Origin of the sequence: Shewanella surugensis, from assembly GCF_023284005.1 — a bacterium.
Lineage (GTDB): Bacteria > Pseudomonadota > Gammaproteobacteria > Enterobacterales > Shewanellaceae > Shewanella > Shewanella surugensis.
In genome coordinates this window covers 1-17,484 of record NZ_JAKIKS010000116.1, presented here as the reverse complement: position 1 = coordinate 17,484, position 17,484 = coordinate 1, and the positions used below count along the sequence as shown (strand labels likewise).

General features: G+C 42.0%; 13 protein-coding genes and 2 pseudogenes. 4 read left to right on the top strand and 11 right to left on the bottom strand.

Translation table 11 applies throughout. From position 1 onward, the window contains the following. Window positions 1-94 precede the first annotated feature (94 nt). Window positions 95-475: an efflux RND transporter periplasmic adaptor subunit gene (locus tag L2764_RS21255; RefSeq protein ID WP_248942343.1), complete on the top strand. Its 381-nt coding sequence runs from the start codon at window positions 95-97 to the stop codon at window positions 473-475. Between the two features lie 5 nt (window positions 476-480). Next, window positions 481-3,552, top strand: a pseudogene (locus L2764_RS21250) (efflux RND transporter permease subunit). A gap of 77 nt (window positions 3,553-3,629) precedes the next feature. Here the strand turns inward: L2764_RS21250 and L2764_RS21245 are convergent. From L2764_RS21245 to L2764_RS21200, 10 genes are all read right to left on the bottom strand, one after another. After that, window positions 3,630-4,319: a tetratricopeptide repeat protein gene (locus L2764_RS21245; protein ID WP_248942342.1), complete on the bottom strand. Its 690-nt coding sequence runs from the start codon at window positions 4,317-4,319 to the stop codon at window positions 3,630-3,632. Window positions 4,320-4,374: 55 nt separating this feature from the next. Next, window positions 4,375-5,088 (bottom strand): hypothetical protein, encoded by a 714-nt coding sequence (locus tag L2764_RS21240; protein WP_248942341.1) that lies wholly within the window; start codon window positions 5,086-5,088, stop codon window positions 4,375-4,377. Between the two features lie 374 nt (window positions 5,089-5,462). Continuing rightward, window positions 5,463-5,978, bottom strand: coding sequence for a 4-amino-4-deoxy-L-arabinose-phosphoundecaprenol flippase subunit ArnF (arnF, locus tag L2764_RS21235; protein ID WP_248942340.1), 516 nt, complete (start codon window positions 5,976-5,978; stop codon window positions 5,463-5,465). Then, entirely contained in the window at window positions 5,975-6,328 is a 354-nt protein-coding gene (locus L2764_RS21230; protein ID WP_248942339.1) for an EamA family transporter, read from the bottom strand. Before L2764_RS21230 ends, arnF begins: the two co-directional genes overlap by 4 nt. Further along, entirely contained in the window at window positions 6,325-8,010 is a 1,686-nt protein-coding gene (arnT, locus tag L2764_RS21225; RefSeq protein ID WP_248942338.1) for a lipid IV(A) 4-amino-4-deoxy-L-arabinosyltransferase, read from the bottom strand. Before arnT ends, L2764_RS21230 begins: the two co-directional genes overlap by 4 nt. Before the next feature lie 73 nt (window positions 8,011-8,083). Continuing rightward, entirely contained in the window at window positions 8,084-9,001 is a 918-nt protein-coding gene (gene arnD, locus L2764_RS21220; protein ID WP_248942337.1) for a 4-deoxy-4-formamido-L-arabinose-phosphoundecaprenol deformylase, read from the bottom strand. A gap of 7 nt (window positions 9,002-9,008) precedes the next feature. Beyond that, window positions 9,009-11,060, bottom strand: a complete 2,052-nt coding sequence (arnA, locus tag L2764_RS21215; RefSeq protein WP_248942336.1) for a bifunctional UDP-4-amino-4-deoxy-L-arabinose formyltransferase/UDP-glucuronic acid oxidase ArnA — start codon at window positions 11,058-11,060, stop codon at window positions 9,009-9,011. A 176-nt stretch (window positions 11,061-11,236) separates the two neighbouring features. Then, a complete protein-coding gene (locus L2764_RS21210) occupies window positions 11,237-12,262 on the bottom strand; it encodes a glycosyltransferase (RefSeq protein WP_248942335.1) in 1,026 nt (341 codons plus the stop codon). Beyond that, on the bottom strand, window positions 12,252-13,427 hold the full coding sequence (locus L2764_RS21205; protein ID WP_248942334.1) for an aminotransferase class I/II-fold pyridoxal phosphate-dependent enzyme: 1,176 nt from the start codon (window positions 13,425-13,427) through the stop codon (window positions 12,252-12,254). The genes L2764_RS21210 and L2764_RS21205 overlap by 11 nt, the downstream gene beginning before the upstream one ends. 60 nt (window positions 13,428-13,487) lie before the next feature. Beyond that, on the bottom strand, window positions 13,488-15,302 hold the full coding sequence (locus L2764_RS21200) for an ArnT family glycosyltransferase (RefSeq protein ID WP_248942333.1): 1,815 nt from the start codon (window positions 15,300-15,302) through the stop codon (window positions 13,488-13,490). Window positions 15,303-15,842: 540 nt separating this feature from the next. Here L2764_RS21200 and L2764_RS21195 point away from each other — a divergent pair. Both L2764_RS21195 and L2764_RS21190 read left to right on the top strand, forming a co-directional pair. Next, entirely contained in the window at window positions 15,843-16,325 is a 483-nt protein-coding gene (locus L2764_RS21195) for a WbuC family cupin fold metalloprotein (protein ID WP_248942332.1), read from the top strand. Between the two features lie 134 nt (window positions 16,326-16,459). After that, the gene (locus L2764_RS21190) at window positions 16,460-16,792 is read left to right on the top strand and encodes a hypothetical protein (RefSeq protein WP_248942331.1); all 333 of its coding nucleotides are present in this window, start codon (window positions 16,460-16,462) and stop codon (window positions 16,790-16,792) included. A gap of 170 nt (window positions 16,793-16,962) precedes the next feature. On the opposite strand, the pseudogene L2764_RS21185 reads toward L2764_RS21190, so the two are convergent. Then, window positions 16,963-17,379, bottom strand: a pseudogene (locus L2764_RS21185) (ion transporter); the annotation flags it as partial. Window positions 17,380-17,484 lie beyond the last annotated feature (105 nt).

Sequence of the window (17,484 nt, the reverse complement as noted above, 5' to 3'; positions counted from 1 at the left end):
AACTGGTGTTGAACTTTACTTTTAGCCATAACCATTTATCCACTCAAAGCCTTACTTTAACTATAGTTCAGTTTTAGTAGCTTATGGCTGAGACTTGTCGGTAATCAGGAAAGTATATGCAATAGAGCCTTTGATCGATGAAAGTACGCGTACGGTTACTTTGCGTGCAGAGGTGACTGCCACTGATTTATATCCAGGGAGTTATGTTGATGTGATACTGTTGCTAAGTGATAAACAAAAAGTACTAACGGTGCCTGAAACGGCGTTAATGTCATCGCTTTATGGGGGTTTTGTTTATCAAGTTGTTGATAATAAAGTAAAAAAGGTGGTGGTCAAGATAGGGCGAAGACGAAATGCCTGTGTGGAGTTACTGTCTGGTGTCAAAATGGGCGATCGTATTATTAGTGCAGGGTTACGTAAAGTCACTAACGGCGTGAGTGTGAAGCCCTCTTCTATTGATCTCAATAGCCAATAAAATAGATGATTATTCAACGATTTATCCAAAAACCTATCCTTAGTGTTTGCTTATGCTTACTCTTACTTTTATTTGGCTTGATGGCTTATAAGCAACTACCGTCAAGACATTTTCCATTACTGCCTGCGTATGAAATTAGTGTGACGACGGTTTTTCCTGGTGCCAGTGCACAGGTCATGGAGGCATTTGTGACTCGGCCGATCCAGCGTATTTTATCGGGTTTAGATGGGCTTGATTATATTAGTGCCAATGATTCAGCGGGTGAAAGTGATATTGTGCTCTCTTTTTTCATCGGTACTGATCTTGATGCTTTACTGGCACAAGTGAATAGTCGCATGAACAGTATCTTATGGCAATTACCTGAAGGGGTACACAGTCCTAATATTGTTAAAATTGATCCCAATTCAGCGGCAACCAGTGGTATTGTGTTTATTTCGAGTACCAGTGAAACCTTATCTCAAGAAACCATTACCGAATATTTACGTAACATAGCGATCCCTGCATTACAAGAGGTCGCTGGCGTGTATGAGGTGACGCTGTTAGGCGGCAGAGAGTATGCGATGCGGATCTGGCTCGAACCGCATAAAATGGCTGCGAAAGGAGTCGGGGCCACCGATATTGTTTCAGCCTTGCAAGATTATAACCTTCGCTCTACAGCTGGAAGAGTGAACAGTGAATGGATCACCTTAGAGGTGAGTGCAAACACGAATATTAGTTCAGTGGACGATTTCGATAATATTGTTATTCGTAATAATGGTGGGCACTTTGTCCGGATAAAAGATGTGGGATATAGTCAATTTGCTTCAGTGGATTATACTCAAGGCGCAATATATGACGGCTCACCAGCAGTTATCATGGCCGTGTCAAGTTCAGATAAGGCCAATGCAATAGAAACGGCTGATGATGTCATTAGCTTGTTACCTCTATTACAAAAGAAAGCACCGGAAGGGTTGAAGATAGAGCTGAATTGGAATGTGACTGCGTTTAGTCAAGCCGTTGTTGATGAGGTTTATAAGGCTTTTATTGAAGCGATTGTATGTGTTTTTGTGGTGATTTGTCTGTTTATGGGATCTCTTCGAGCGATTTCTATTCCTTTAGTGACTGTTCCCTTTTCTATTTTGGGGGCGGCAACGGGGATGTTTTTCATGGGTTATAGCTTAAACTCATTGACCTTACTCGCATGGGTGTTAGCGATCGGTTTGGTGGTTGATGATGCCATTATTTTGGTTGAAAATACCCATCGCCATATTATGCAAGGGATGACGCCTTATAATGCGGCAATTAAAAGTGCCAGTGAATTGCGTACAGCAATTATGACTATCACCTTGTGTATTGCTATTGTGTTTGTTCCCATTGCTTTTGTTCCTGGTTATACCAGTGCATTGTTTACTGAGTTTGCCTTGACCATGTCATTTGTGGTGATTATTTCTGGTTTGTTGGCTTTATTTGTTTCTCCTGCTATGTGCAGTCAATTATTGCGTATGAAAGATAATGAAGGTCGTTTTACGCTATATTCTGAGCATATTTTTAAACACCTTCGTGTGCAGTATCGCCGGATGTTACGGGTGATATTAACGATGCCTTGGCTCGTGGGGCTGATTTTTATTGGTTTGATGTTTGGCGGGGTTAAATTGTATGACAAGATCCCAACCGATTTAATGCAATTAGAAAATACTGGTGCAATCAATACATTGGGATTAGGGCCTGATAATGCTAATTATGAATATTTGCAGAAATACAGTCAGCCATTGACTGACATTTATCAGTCTATTCCCGAAGGACGAGTGTGGGGGATGTTTAATGGGGTGCCTGCGTTTGGCGGCGCAACCAACAGTATGAGTTTCATTTTATTAAAACCAGAGTTCCTCTCTCAAGAAGATCGGATCCTTGCGGAAGTTCAAGAGAAAGTATCTGAACTGGGTGGATTACAGGCTTTTTCGTTTAAGCTTAATACCGTCCCTGGAGGCGAACAGCAGCCTTTAAGTTTTGTATTGACTACGACAGGCTCTTATGAAGCCTTAAGCTATCAAGTGGATCGCTTAATTACTGCGCTCGATAATTATCCAGGTATTGTCAGCCAAAGTAGTACATTTCGTTTTGATAACCCATTATTACAGCTTGATATAAAAAGAGACAAAGCAGCTGAACTCGGAGTGAGTGTGGCCTCAATTAATGACACGCTTAATATTTTCCTCGGTAAACCGGTTGCTGCTTTTTTTGAACTAGAGGGTTATAGCTATCAAGTGATCCCTCAGGTACCAAGGGGCCTTAGAATGGGGTTTGATAATATCCAAAACATGTATGTACGCACTGGCAGTGGGGAAATGATTAGTTTAGATAATCTTGTTCGGGTAAAAGAAACGGTGACACCGCAAAGTTTGGAGCAATTTAATCAGATGCGATCAGCGACTATCACAGCCAGTATTGGTAACGGTTATACTATGGGGCAGGCGGTAGATTTCTTAGAAAACTATGTCGCTGAGCATATTCCGGCGAGTTATAGTTATGGTTTTACTTCACAAGCGCGGGATTTTTTACGTTCAGGCGAGCAATTGTCCATTGCATTTAGCTTTGCTTTAATGTTGATATACATCTTACTGGTGATGCACTTTAATAGCTTTGTCGACCCTTTTATTGTGATGTTGAGCGTACCGCTTGCGGTTGTCGGAGCGTTATATATGATGTATTTAACCGATACCAGTCTGAATATTTATACTCGAATGGGGTTGATTATGTTGGTGGGATTGACGAGTAAAAATGGTATTTTAATTGTGGATTTTGCTAATAAAAAGCGCTTAGAAGGTAAAAGTGTAAGACAAGCGATTATTGATGGTGCAGCAATCCGATTAAGACCCGTGTTAATGACGGCAACCGCGATGGTGTTTGGTGCTTTGCCGTTGGTGGTGTAGCATGGAGCAGGTGCTGTTGCTCGCAATCAAATTGGCTGGGTGATTGTGGGGGGAATGGTGTTGGGGACATGCTTAACCTTGTTTGTAGTGCCCGTGGCTTACTTGTGTATTAATCAATATCTTAAGCGTAATAATGAAAAGAATAATAACGCTCAACTTGCCAATTGATGTTGATAACAAGCGCCGTGATTGGCTTGATAAATTAAGGCTATTTCTGTTGCGAAAAATAACCTTGTTGATGACAATCAATTAAGTTGATGTTGTTGCTTGAACTTTTGCAGCATAATCAGATAATCTGCACACTCTTTTGAATCAGCTTTTACAATCTCTAAGGCATTAATGGCACTTTGAAGTCGTTCCGATGCTTCAAATGTTTGACCTTGTTTTAATAAAAACTGCGTAGCATAGAAATTAAGCATAGGGTTGTTTAATGCTTGAGTCATATCATTATAATATTGAGCGGCTTTTATATTGTCGCCCTTAGCTTCTAGGGATAAAGCATGACCAATATAGGCACGAATATCTTCAGGTTTGAGTATTTCTAACAGGGTGTAAATACAGATAGCATCATCAAAGGCGTGGCTTTTTTCTAGCGTTTCTGTAATCGATAAAATGAGTTCATAATCATTGTCTGATAGTTTTGCCTCTGGTAATTTCGGGTCAGATTCTTTACCCATTAACAGTGCTTGATACATTGGGCTGAAAATACGCTGTAGTTGTTCTTGACGGAGAAAGGTTTGACAAAGGTGAAGACTGCGCGAGAAGGTATATTGTGTTTGTTCCATAAAGAGTGAAACGTCTTGCATAAGCTGTGCTTTAATTTGAGCTTGGGATTTATAAGGAAATAACCCTTGTTGCTGATTCGACATAACATCGACACTGAGCTCAATTAATTGTGGGATCATGTCTGTTAAGGGGAAGGTAGTTGTTTTCATTTTTATTCCTCAATCTTGATTCGACTCGATTTTCCCTAATCGAGTCACTTGAATGTTAGGCGTTTAGTGTTGTTACTTCAGTGTTTTGGTGTGCTCTTGCCGAGTAGGAGGTCATGAGGCCACTGATAGATTCTCGTATTTCGTGTAAGCCTTTATACAAGCAAAGGCTTGAACTAAAGCTTGCAAGTAAAATGGGGGCATAACTGGTATAAGGGGCTATTTGTTGTGCGAAGTTAGTCACCAGAGGGATCCCCGTTGCGATGTAGCCCGCAACCATTGGGCCAACATGAGGTGTGATGAGGGGAATAAGTATGGGTTGTAGAGTACCAAGCATAACACCAACAGCTACAATCGAAGGCACATAAGTGAGATAAGCGGGCAGTTTTCCAATGGCATTGGTTAGTCCCGGATAATTATTTTTTGTTTCTTCGCTAAAAAGGCTCGTTAAGGAAGTGTCATAGCCCATTAAGACATTTTGGACTGTTGGAATACTGGAAAAAATAAAGGTTGCAGGGCTAGCCAAAGCGCCCAGTTGGTAAGGAACCGTTAACATTAATCCTGTAGCAGCGGTTGTGGCAGCGAACTTACCAACCGATAATGCTGTTCCACCGACATTCATTGCTAAATTTACGCTTGACCAAGCCGCATTGGTTAATACGCCGAGGGGATTTCGCCAGTTTGTCATGTTTGTATTTTCTTGAGACTGATTTTCTATTGGTCTGGTTTCGACAATCTCTCTTGATGCTGTTACTAATCCGAATTCGGGCATGGTTTCCTCTTTTGTTTATTGTGTCAAGGAGCTTAATATTGACGATATCTAGTAAGTGTATTGACTTTGAATATATGCGTAGATGATTCATGATAAAGGCAAAAATTGCACTTCATATTTAAAATTAAGCTATATGTTATAGCGAGTATATTTTATGATCATTAGCAAGAGGAAATATATTGGACTTTTGTTGCTTATACTTAATGATGACGATATTTAATGATTTTATATTTCAGTTTTTATAAAAAGTGATATTGCTTGATTAAATTAAAAATGTAATCTTATAATTTATATTAAATATGCTATCAATTTTTTAAATATACTATCAATATTTAAATACTTTATTTAATCGATCGCATTAATTTTGATTATTTTTATGACTTTTTTTGTGTCATAAAAAAGAGTCCAATGAGGATACTGCTAATACCGATGAGTTTAGTGCTACTGAAGCTTTCATTGATCCAAGGAAGAAAAACCGCCCCGAGATAAACCAAAATATAGCTCAAACTGAGTAGTGGATAGGCGACCGATAAGGGTAAATGTTTCAATGCTAATACCCAAAAGGCCATCGATAGTGCGTAGCACGTTAAGCCTGAAATCACGGCAATGAAGGGCCATATAATAAGGTTAAATAAGGGCAGGATGTGCTGTTGCTGCCAGAGTTGCAGCAGTTCGGGGGACTGTAAGGTGAGTGTCATCATCCCCCATTTCATAATGAGCTGTGCACTCGAGACTAACAACACACTGACTAATGCCCAAATTATGGCCTCTGCTCCAGGGCCTGCTATCGTTCTTGTTATGGTTCCCGATATAGGCTCTGTTATGGCAGTGGTTTGAGTGTTGGCCATCGCCGAGTTTGGCGTTTGAGTTAAATGATTATTGCTCTTCATTCCAGTGCCCCACTGAGTATGATGATGCCGAATACGATAAAAAAGACGCCTATTATTTGTTTGCTTGAAATCGGCTCATGAAAGATAAAATGGGAGAGCAGTAACATGACAACGAAATTAATACTGAGTAAAGGGTAGGCGCTAGAAACATCCCAGAGACTCAATACTGCCAGCCAGCTAAGGGCTGAGATGCCTAAAAATAATATGCTCAGTAGAATAGGCCGAGATAAAAGTTTTTGATGCCAAGCCAGGGCAGGAGTTGACATGAACAGCATGGCGGCTTTTTTTTGCCAGTATTGACTTAGGCTACTGCTGCAAACAGAAAATAAGAATAAGCTCCAAGCTATCATAATGTGGGTAACTTTTCATAGTAGAACAAGCTATAACGGCCTTTGTGTATTTTTTTATTGGGTTTGGGTAAACCGACAGGCTGTGTGCGTGAGCGACTAAAAAAGGCTACCGGCGCTGTTTGTTGCTGCTCAGTAATAAACTCAGTTAACGCCAAAGGCTCGATGTATCGATGTTGTGCTTCTTCATAATTGAGTCCATAGGCCAGCTCGCCTTTGGTATGCGATAAATACACATCTTGGCGTTTAAAGTACCAGTTGAAAGCGGACATGGTATCGGGGTTATCGGCAATAAGAAGGGTGTTGTCATTCACTAATGGGCTTATTTGACTCATAAATTGAGCGGGCATTTTAGAGTCGCTGCTAATAGTCGGAATGATAGCCCAAGAGAGTAAAAATAACCCGGCGGGCATAAACATATAACAGCTGATTTGACTATCGAGATGGCTCGTTTTGGTCGCTATCAATGCTAAGCCTGCCCAATAAAAACACACTAAGGCTAATAACCAAGGACGGTGATATTCTTCTGCGGTAACAGGTAATAGATTTGCGTAGTAAAGAATAAGAATAACAATGGGTAGCAGACAAAAAAAACCTGCGTTAAGTTTAGAGCCGAGTATGAGGCCTGGCGTGTTTTTTTTAATGGCGCGAATGAGACCAAAGCCTAGTAAAATGGCGAGTGGTGGCATACAAGGAAGAATATAGGTGACTAATTTACCATTTGCGGCTGAGAAAAAGAGGAATGGCAACAGCGCCCACAACAAGGCGAAGCGAACTAAGGGCTGCGTCCATTGATTGTGTAAGTGTTTAAACGCACTCGGTGCTAAAAATAGCCAAGGCAAACTGGCTAACAACAAATAAGGCAGGTAATACCAAACGGGCGCATGATGTTGGGCTTCATTGGCGGAAAAACGCTGAATATGCTCTACCCAAAAGAAGTAATGCCAAAAACCGGGCTCAGCTTGATGTATGGCCAACGCCCAAGGAAGTGAGGTGATAATGGCAATGAATATTACCCAGCCGCCCCAGCGTAAAATTTGCATAAATTGTTGCTGCCAGAGCATAAAAGGCAGTATGACAATAACCGGCAATGCTAATGCTAAAAAACCTTTAGTGAGTAAGGCGAGGGCACAAAAAAAACCGGCGAGCGTGTAATACAATAATCGCGCGTTAAAGCTTTTACTTTGCGTTGCAAAATAAAAACCACAAAAGGCGGCGGTCAGCCAGAAATTGAGCATGCTGTCGACTAAACTATAAGTTCCTAAATTTGTGACCAAAAATAGGCTTAGAAAGATAGCAATAGTCACTAATGCATGCTTTCTATTGGCAAAATGATTGACCAGCAAGAAGAGACACAAGGCAGTGCCTAAGGTACTCAAGGCAGAGGCTGCTCGGACTGAAAAATTGTTTTCGCCAAACAGCACTTGTGCGCTCGCGTTCATCCAATGGCCCATGATGGGTTTTTCAAAGTAACGAATATTGTTAAATCGAGGTACGATCCAGTCACTACTTTGTACCATTTCTCGGGCGATTTCTGCATGTCTTAGCTCATCGGGTGACCACAGTTCCCTTAAGCCTAATGGTAATATATAGAGCACAATAAAAAATAGCGGTATGGCAAAGGCTAAGTTTATTCGGGGTAAAACGAGATTAACTACATTTGTCACGATTGGATTTTGCATCATAAAATGACTTCTCGATTATTTTCATTTGGGCTGAGGCCTGAGGTTTGCGAATAGAGTGCGCATTTCCTTTTTATCATTTAGACGACTGGCATGAGACTGCTGAGCCTTGCTGGCTTAACCAGCCTTCACGCCCTGGAGTCTCAAGATTGAGGATCGTGTCGATAGGCCATTGCGTATCGGGTTTGTCCAGTAAGTCGACGAGTGGAACAAATTCAATATTGTGTTGTTGAGCTTGGAGGAGTAAATCTTCAAATAAATCAGCACAAATTATCCCCTCCACTTCAGCGTGTATGGTGTAAACATTAAGCTGATGAGGTTTAATTAATTTAATGATTTCGGTATTATAATTGTCATGGGTGATGCCTTGTTGACCAATAAGTTCATCATAGGTGGGGAGCGTCACTGGAATTTGAGGGGCCATGTTTTTTTGAGGGATAAAAATAGACTGGCCCCGACAGTCACTGTTATAGCGAAAACCAAAGCGTTGTTTTTGCTCGAGTGTCGCCTCATTACAGCGCCAACCTGGGACGGCGCTGCAGTGAATCTGACTTTGGGTCAGTGTGGAGAGTAATTGATAGCCTTTATTGATTTCAGCGTGAAGTTCAGATGCACTCATGTGGTTCGTATGGATCTGCCATTTATGATGATCCCACGCATGCAAGCCTATTTCGTGATGGGCTTGATGGGTTCGCTGGATAATACTGGCAAGTTTCTTACCGATAATGGGCCCAGGCCACAACGTGCCTCGCAGTAAGATATCCCATCCATAAAGGCTAGCGGCCTTGGAACGTAGCATTTTTCTTAGAAACTTGGGCCGTAACAGACGCCAAATATGGCGCCCCATATTGTCAGGTCCAACCGTAAAAAAGAAAGAGGCTAAAATATCGTAACGGCTCAATAGTGTTAACAACTGAGGCACGCCTAAGCGGGTTCCTCTGTACGTATCAACATCGATCCTAAGGCCAACTTTGATGGGGGCTGGGTTTGTCATAATACTGCTACTGTTCCGTGCCAGTGACTAAGGCCAGTTCGATATTTTTATCGATTGGTGGTACGAGTTTAGGTGCCCAAGAGATTTCTTCTACGGCGGTTTTTAAGAAAAAATCCAATGTTTCCTCAATCGTTTGCTCCATTTTGATATGAGGCTCCCAATTGAGTAATTTTTTAGCATTTTTGATACTGGGTCGACGATGTTGCACGTCTTGATAACCGTCACCATAAAAGGATTGGCTTTCGACTAAATTGTAGCCCGCAAAAGGCGGAAATTGATCGCGCAAAGGATGCTGTTCAAATTTAGCGACTAAGGTTTCGGCCATGTGTTTAATGCTGGATTCGTTATCGGGTGAACCAATGTTGATGATTTGACCATCACAGAGTGCACCTTTGTTTTCGATGATCCTAAAGAGGGCTTCTATGGCTTCTGATATATCGGTAAAGCAACGTTTCTGCTCGCCACCATCGATGAGTTTAATGGGTGTGCCTTCGACTAAGTTTAAGATAAGTTGCGTAATGGCACGGCTTGAGCCGATACGTGCAGAATTGAGGCTATCGAGTTTTGGCCCCATCCAATTGAAAGGTCTAAAGAGCGTAAAGGATAAATTATCTTTTTTACCATAGGCCCAAATGACTCTGTCGAGCAATTGTTTTGAGGCGGAATAAATCCAGCGTTGGCGGTTAATGGGGCCAGTGATCAACGGTGAGGTGTCTTCATTAAACTCTTCATCGGTACACATGCCGTAGACTTCAGAGGTTGAAGGAAAAATAATACGTTTATTGTATTTGACGCAGGCTCGCACAATTTTCAGGTTTTCTTCAAAATCGAGTTCAAAGACTCGCAGCGGATTGCGGGTGTATTCAATGGGGGTGGCGATGGCCACCAAAGGTAAAACAATGTCGCATTTCTTAATATGATACTCAATCCATTCATTATGTATGGTGATATCACCTTCAACAAAATGAAAGTCAGGGTGGCCAAGATATTGTTCAATCTGACTCGAACTCATGTCCATGGCATAAATGTCATACTGACCATCATCGAGTAAGCGCTTGGTCAGGTGATTACCAATAAAGCCATTGGCGCCCATGATCAACACCTTCTTACGTTTGTTGGCTGAATGGATGGCACTGGCTTGGGGCCCAAAACGCATGCCTTTGACTAAATGCAATTGGCTCACTAATTGCTCACCACTGAGAAACAGGCCATTTTCAGCTTGACCCGATTCGACAATGAGCGCGCCTTGCGCACAAGCGACAGTGAGGGGGGAGGTGTTGACTATGGTGCCTGGGGTGACATCATAGATGTCATGACTGGGTCTGGCTTGCCATAGGATGACTTTATTATTACCTAAGAAAGAAAAGGCGCCTGGAAAAGGTTCTGTCACGGCGCGAATAAGGTTAAATAAACGGATGGGATCCTGAGTCCATTTGATTTCACCATCGGCGGCCGTTCTGCGTCCAAAGTAACTGGCTTGCGAATGATCTTGGGGGGTTTGAGTGTGAGTGTTTTGCCTGATTTTTGGCAAGATCTCGCGCAATAACTCACTGGTTAGTTGGGTCATGCGTTGATGTAAGCTGGCGGCGGTATCACTGAGGGTGATGGGCAGCGTCGCTTGTGCAACAATATCCCCATTATCGGGTTTATTCGTCATGGTATGCAAGGTGACACCGGTTTGTGTTTCGCCATTGATGAGTGCCCAGTTAATCGGTGCGCGGCCACGATAAAGGGGTAATAATGAACCGTGTAAATTAAACCCGCCTTTAGGCGCAATATCGAGAATGTCTTGGCTTAACATATGACGGTAGTAAAAAGAAAATAAACTGTCGGGTGCCAATTGGCGAATTCTATTGACCCAGAGAGGATGATTCACATCTTCGGGGGCAAACACGGGAATTTGGAAACTCGCTGCTAATTTTGCGACGGATTCAAAGAAGACATTTTCATTTTTATCATCTAGATGAGTAAACACGGCGGTAATTTCAACACCGGCTTCTCGCAAACTGCGAATAGCAGCACAACCTATATTATGGTAAGCAAATACAACGGCTTTCATATATCATCCTTATATAAAAGAGACCTAACCCAACATCGGCGGCTTGGAAAGTCGCTAGGTTAATCTGTTATTTTTCATGTCGTGATTAATTGAGTTTGTGGGATCAATTATCGATTTTTATGTTATTGAGCCATTTAAATGCTTATTCAGCTAAGGAATAAGCCATTATAAATGAGTCATTTTGTTAAGCTCATGGTGTTAAGTTCAACAGGGCTCACCGCCTGAATATTGTCCCTCGCTTGTTTGCTTGCTTCACCGATGAGAATATCTTGTACATAATAGCGAGGCCTCGCTCGTACATCGGAATAAATACGGCCTATGTATTCACCCAATAAGCCAAGACCGATAAATTGCGCACCCACGAAGATAAATAAAATGGAAAATAACGGAAAGATCCCATCCACTCCCCACTGGGCACCATAAATAAGCCTTAATACCAGTAAAAATAGGCCAAAAACGACCCCTAAAGACGCCATTCCGCCACCAATAAGACTTAAGAGTCTAAGCGGGGCGGTTGTCATACTCGTGAGTAAATCAAACATTAAATTAATCAAGTTCATAAAACCGTATTTGGACTCACCTTGCGAACGTTCATGATGCTCTACATCAATTTCAGCGGTATGGCGAGCAAAGCCATTGGCAAGAATAGGAATAAAAGTGCTTCTTTCATGGCAGGCAAGCATGGCTTTGACTACATGGCGGCGATATGCACGTAACATGCAGCCATAATCATTCATTTCAACACCGGTAGAACGTTTTACTATTTTATTTATAATTTTAGAGGGATAGCGACGTAACACACTGTCTTGTCTGTGCCTTCGGATGGTACCAACGGCATCATAGCCTTCTTCGGCCTTAGCGACGAGATTAGGAATTTCTTCTGGTGGATTTTGCAGATCGGCATCTAGGGTAATAATGAGATCGCCGCGGACATGTTCAAATCCCGCCATAATGGCATTGTGTTGTCCATAGTTACGATTGAGAATAATGCCGACAATATGACTATGGGCTGAGTTTGCCGCAGCTTCGATGATCTCTGCACTGCTATCTCGGCTGCCATCATCGATGAGCACGATTTCGTACTTTTTGCCCATATGACTAGCAGCAGCTGTTGTGCGTTGGATCAGTTCGTTTAAACAGGCCTCTTCGTTATAAACAGGAATGACAATGGAAACGAATTCAATATGCTGATTATGCTTCATCTTGCTGCTCCGAGATGTTAATTATGGCTTGTATGACACGTTCTACATGGGCTTTATCCATGTCAGGAAAAAGCGGTAATGAGCAAATTTGTTCACTGTTAATTAATGTATTGGGCAGTCTTTCATCGATGCTATTCATGTGTTCATTATTGAGCTCGCGATAATACTTTTGACTATGGCAGGCTTTAAAGTGGATGCCTGCTCCTATCCCATGGGTTTTCAATGCTTGAATAAAATCATTTCTATTCATGCCAAAAATATGAGGGATGATGCGGACGATTAAGAGATGCCAGCAATGGCGGTGTGGATAATCGGGTAAGCCTAAAGGTTCTATTCCGCGAATGAGATTGAGTTTTTCTCGATAGTGGTGGGCCAATAGATGGCGTTTGTCAGTAATGGCGTCGATACGTTTGAGTTGACCGATGGCGAGTGAAGCACAAAGATCGGGCATATTGTATTTAAATCCAGGTTCAATAACTTCTGCTTGTGGTGCTCGACCTTGATGTTCTCTATCGAAAGCATCCACGCCTAAACCATGAAAGCGTAAACGGCGAATGCGTACGGCAAGGTTTTCATCTTGAGTGGTAAATATACCGCCTTCGGCCGTGGTAATGTTTTTGATGGCGTGCAAAGAAAAAATACAATGTCCCGTTTTTCCGATGGCCCGTCCTTTGTATTGTGTGCCTAACGCATGGGCGGCATCTTCAAGGACGGGAATGTTATAGCGCTCTGATAGGGCATAAATGGCATCTAAATCTAAGGGGGCGCCCGCATAATGCACGGGAATAATGAGCTTTGTGCGTGGCGTAATGAGTGGACCTATTCTTTCTGCATCTGTCATCAGCGTGTGAGGACTGACATCAACAAAGATAGGTTTAGCGCCCAAGAGAGAGATCATATTAATGGTCGATACCCAAGTGAGGGAGGGGGTAATGACTTCATCTCCTGGACCAATGCCCAGTGCCAATAAGGCTAAGTGCATACCTGCGGTAGCACTGCTTAAGGTGACAGCGTAGGTTGCACCTGTCTGCTGGGTAATGAGTGTTTCAAGCTCATTACATTGTTTACCCGTTGTTATCCAACCACTGCGCAGTACGTTGATGGCGGCATCGATATCGCTTTCGTCAATTGCCGGACGACATAATGGCAAAAAATCCTTATTCATAAACATCCTATTGGGTTAAATATGATTCTTTATACTGTTTAGCCGCGAGATTAATCATGGCTAGTTGAGTGTATTGGTTCCTTGGGCAGTTTTTTTCTGGGTGGGTTTATCGCTTATCCAGTAGAGTCCATTTTTTTTATTACTCCTGATTTTTCCAATAGCAAGGGGACGAAGATGGAGGTCTGTTAGACTCAGTTTGGGTGTGATTTGGGGCAGTAAAGTCTCGAATGTCCCAGTGTGCTCCACAATAACAGACTGATAGTGAGGATCTTGCCCCTGAAGAATAGAGTGAACACGCAGTGGATCATGAATTTGGGGTATTTTCCAATGGGCTGTAATGACCAATGCGGCTAGGCTGGTTTCACTGAGCCGATAAGCGGCTATCTTTTCTCTTTGCATGAGAGGGATCTGCTCAATAAAGGCGTGAGTTGATTGACGCATAGATTTTGCCATATTGACCACAGGGACAAGGAGTGAAAATAGGCTCACATAAAGGCATAAGGTGACGGCACTGATATGGTGAAAAAAGGGAACTTTATGGCGTATACGCCAGAGGTAAACCATGGTCAATAGGCAAAGGACCACGATAGAAAAGCGCCAATGCAGGTAAGATAAGTAAGTGTGAATATTATCGGGGATTTTATCTGCTAGCCTTGCAGGTATAAAAGGTAAGTAAAAAGGGATCCCAGCGATCAGCGTGATAATTAGCGCACATAACGTAAACCAAGATTGCTGAAAATATCGGGTCCATTTTCCGATACAAAAAGGTAAGTAATAGGCGGTAGTCAGTGCAAAAAGGGGTAATAACGGTAATAAATAGAGACTTCGTTTGGTAGCGGATGCACTCAGTAATAATAAAGGGATGACACATGCAAGTAGCAAGAAGGTGTTTATGGGATCAAGCGTGTGTCTGCGGAGCATTTTGGTGATAATGGAGAGCAACCACATGAGTAATACCGGCAACCAAGGTAAGCTGTATTCACTTAGGGCTGCAAGATAATAGAAGGGCTGCCCTGTTTTGATATGCCCTAATTGCGCAGTGTCACCCGCAAAGCGGCCAAAATGATTGACCCAAAACCATTGATGCCATGTTTCAGGTGTCCCCGTTTGTTTAAATAATATAATCCAAGTACCCGCAATGAGGCTAAGAAGGATAAAGCCTGCGCCGTGACTCAATGCGAGTTGTGTAATCAGGTGCTTTTTTGTCAGTGTGGTCTTGGCTTTTTTAGCGTGGTTGTCATTATATCGAGCAATATAGTGATTATAATGAAGCATAAAGGTGAGCATCACGGCGAGCCAAATGGTCATGATGATCGCGATTCCCACAAAACCTTTAGTTAAAAAAGCCAGGCCAGCGAAGATGGCGCCAAGTAATATGTGAGAAGAACGCTGATACTTAATACCGTGATAAAAAGCCCAACTGGCTGCAATCACAGTGAGGAGCAGTAAATTATCCACACGGCTCCAATGGGTTTGTACGACAAAACCTTCCATTGTACCTAGAATCATCACGGCCCAATAACCTGTGGTGTGACTGACTAAACTCTTGCCTAATTGATAAGTGAAATAGAGGGTGAATAATGCCAATAAAACATTGAGGATCCTGAGGGCGGTAATAGGTTCAACAATCGGTAAGACTTTAATCAAACCGGCGCCTAACATAAAGTAGAGAGGGGGTTTTTCAATAAAGGCTTGGCCTGCAAGATGAGGAATAATGACCTCACCTGTTTCAGCCATTTCTATGGCAATGGCGGTGACCCGAGGCTCATCTGGCGTCCATTCATCACGTTCAAATTGTCCCCAAAAACAGAGAAAAAGAACCAGTATGAATAATATTTTCACATAGGAATGCGCCGTTATTGCTTTTGTAGGCATAAATAAACTCTTAAATGACAGTATTCGATTTAATCGAATGAAGTAATCAGCGCCTGCAGATTAGTGAAAGCATGATATGTCGTTTCTTTAATCTATAGCGCCTAAAACCAATTAGAGTTAAGACTGCGGCCAATAGAGTTAAGACTGGGATGTTAAAGTCGAACCAAGATAATAATTGCTACAAGGAGGTATTACTATGCCGATGAAAAAGCCAATAGCAAGCCGATTAAGTAAAAGTTATGTTAAAGTCACCGATAAAGCGAGTTTCTCTTTTTCCTCATTAAAAAGTCACAGTTAGTGCACTAAACTCACTTATTTTTTGAGGTAAGTCAAGCTGTATGTTGGTATAGTGTAGTTTTGTTGTGATGAATAATGAATAATGAATAATGAATAATGAATAATGAATAATGAATAATGAATATTGATATGAGAGTGATTCATCCTGGTATTTGCAGCAGGTATCAATCAATGCGCTGCATTTTCGCCCTTTACCGAGTGGTGGCACAATAACGAGAAAGATAACAACTAGAGAGAGTAAAGATGATAAAAGTGGTGACACAAAATGATTTTGACGCGTTAAGGATGAAAGCCAAAGAGGTGGAGCGCAAGAGAGCACATTTAAATGTCCATGACAGTTTAGACGCCAATGTTCAACGGCTGTTGATTGCCACAGAGCCAGAGACTTATATTCGGCCACATCGACACAGTGAGAGTCATAAATGGGAAATGTTTATGGTGTTAGCAGGTGAAATTGATTTGTTAGTGTTTGATGATAATGGCCGACTAATTTCACGTATAAAGATGAGCCAGACAGCGACTCGAGTGGTTGAGATCCCCCCAAACACTTGGCATACCTATGTGGTGCAACAAAGTGGTACCCTCGCGATGGAAGTGAAAGAAGGGGCTTATACACCGACGCCTGAAGCTGACTTTGCCACATGGGCACCGGCGGAAAAGACAAAAGAGGCAGAGTTTTTTTTAGAAACGTTAAGAGTATTACAACCTGAGATGTCAGAGTCATGAGATTAAGTGATCTTTTACATCAGTGAGATAGATGTCGTTAACTTAAACCAAGTTTAGATTAACTAAGTGATACTATTGTCTATTTTACCCTGTCATGTTCTTTATTTATAATAACCAGCTTAATGGATAATGGAATGATCTTGAAGATATTGGGATGGGGTTTAATCTTGTTGGCATTATTCACGTGGTTGCCGAGTGTGGTGCCCGGCGCCATGTCGGCGCTCGCGTTCGGCCTCGCTTTAATTGTGCTAATACTGTCTTTATTGACGCTGCTATCGCGACAAGCCTTTTATTTTAAGGTTATCGCGGCGATTGTTGGTGTCGAAATGTTGATCGTTAATGATACTATTCGTTTATTCGGTGCGTTATTGAATGTCTCTTTGGCTGAAAAATGTGGGTATTATTTACCTTATTTTTTTATTTGTTTTATTGGCTTTGTACTCATTAAAAAATATAAAATCATTTAACGTAGTTAAAAATTTGCTAGCCTTATTTAAAGGCTAGCAAGCTTGATGGCATGAGATTGACCAATAAGGGTTTAGGTCGAAGCTTGTACGCGATTCGTTTGAGTCAGCTGAGTCGTCTTCATCTCGCCCGTTACCGAAGAGGTTAGATGACTGGATGTTTGCACTGTTGCCTACTCCGTACTGGTGGCTATTGGCTGGGAGTTTGTTTCGACTAACAGTGTTTTTAACTGGCGAATTTCCAGCGCCAGATCCTCTAAGGTGATTTTGCCTTCGGCCTTATCTTTTTCAGCTTGCACAAGAGCATTTTCATTTTCTAATACATTGACGACGATACCGATCACCATATTGATAAAAGCAAAGGCGGTGAGAAAGATGAAACTTAAATAGAAAATCCAACTGTAGCCGTAAACCGTCATGGTTTCATACATGACATCGGTCCAATCTTCAAAGGTCATTATCCTAAATAAGGTCAGCAGTGAAATAGAAATATCGCCCCAAAGCACTGGGTTGATCTCGGCAAAGAAGGTGGCACCCACGGCCGCATAAATATAGAAAATGATAAACATGAGTAGTACAATATAGCCTAGGGGGCGTTGACAATTACGCTAACCAAATCATAGAAGCAGCTAATTGAAGCGTCCCTAAATAGTACTTAGCCTTTCTCTCATAGCGCGTAGCCACTCTACGGAACT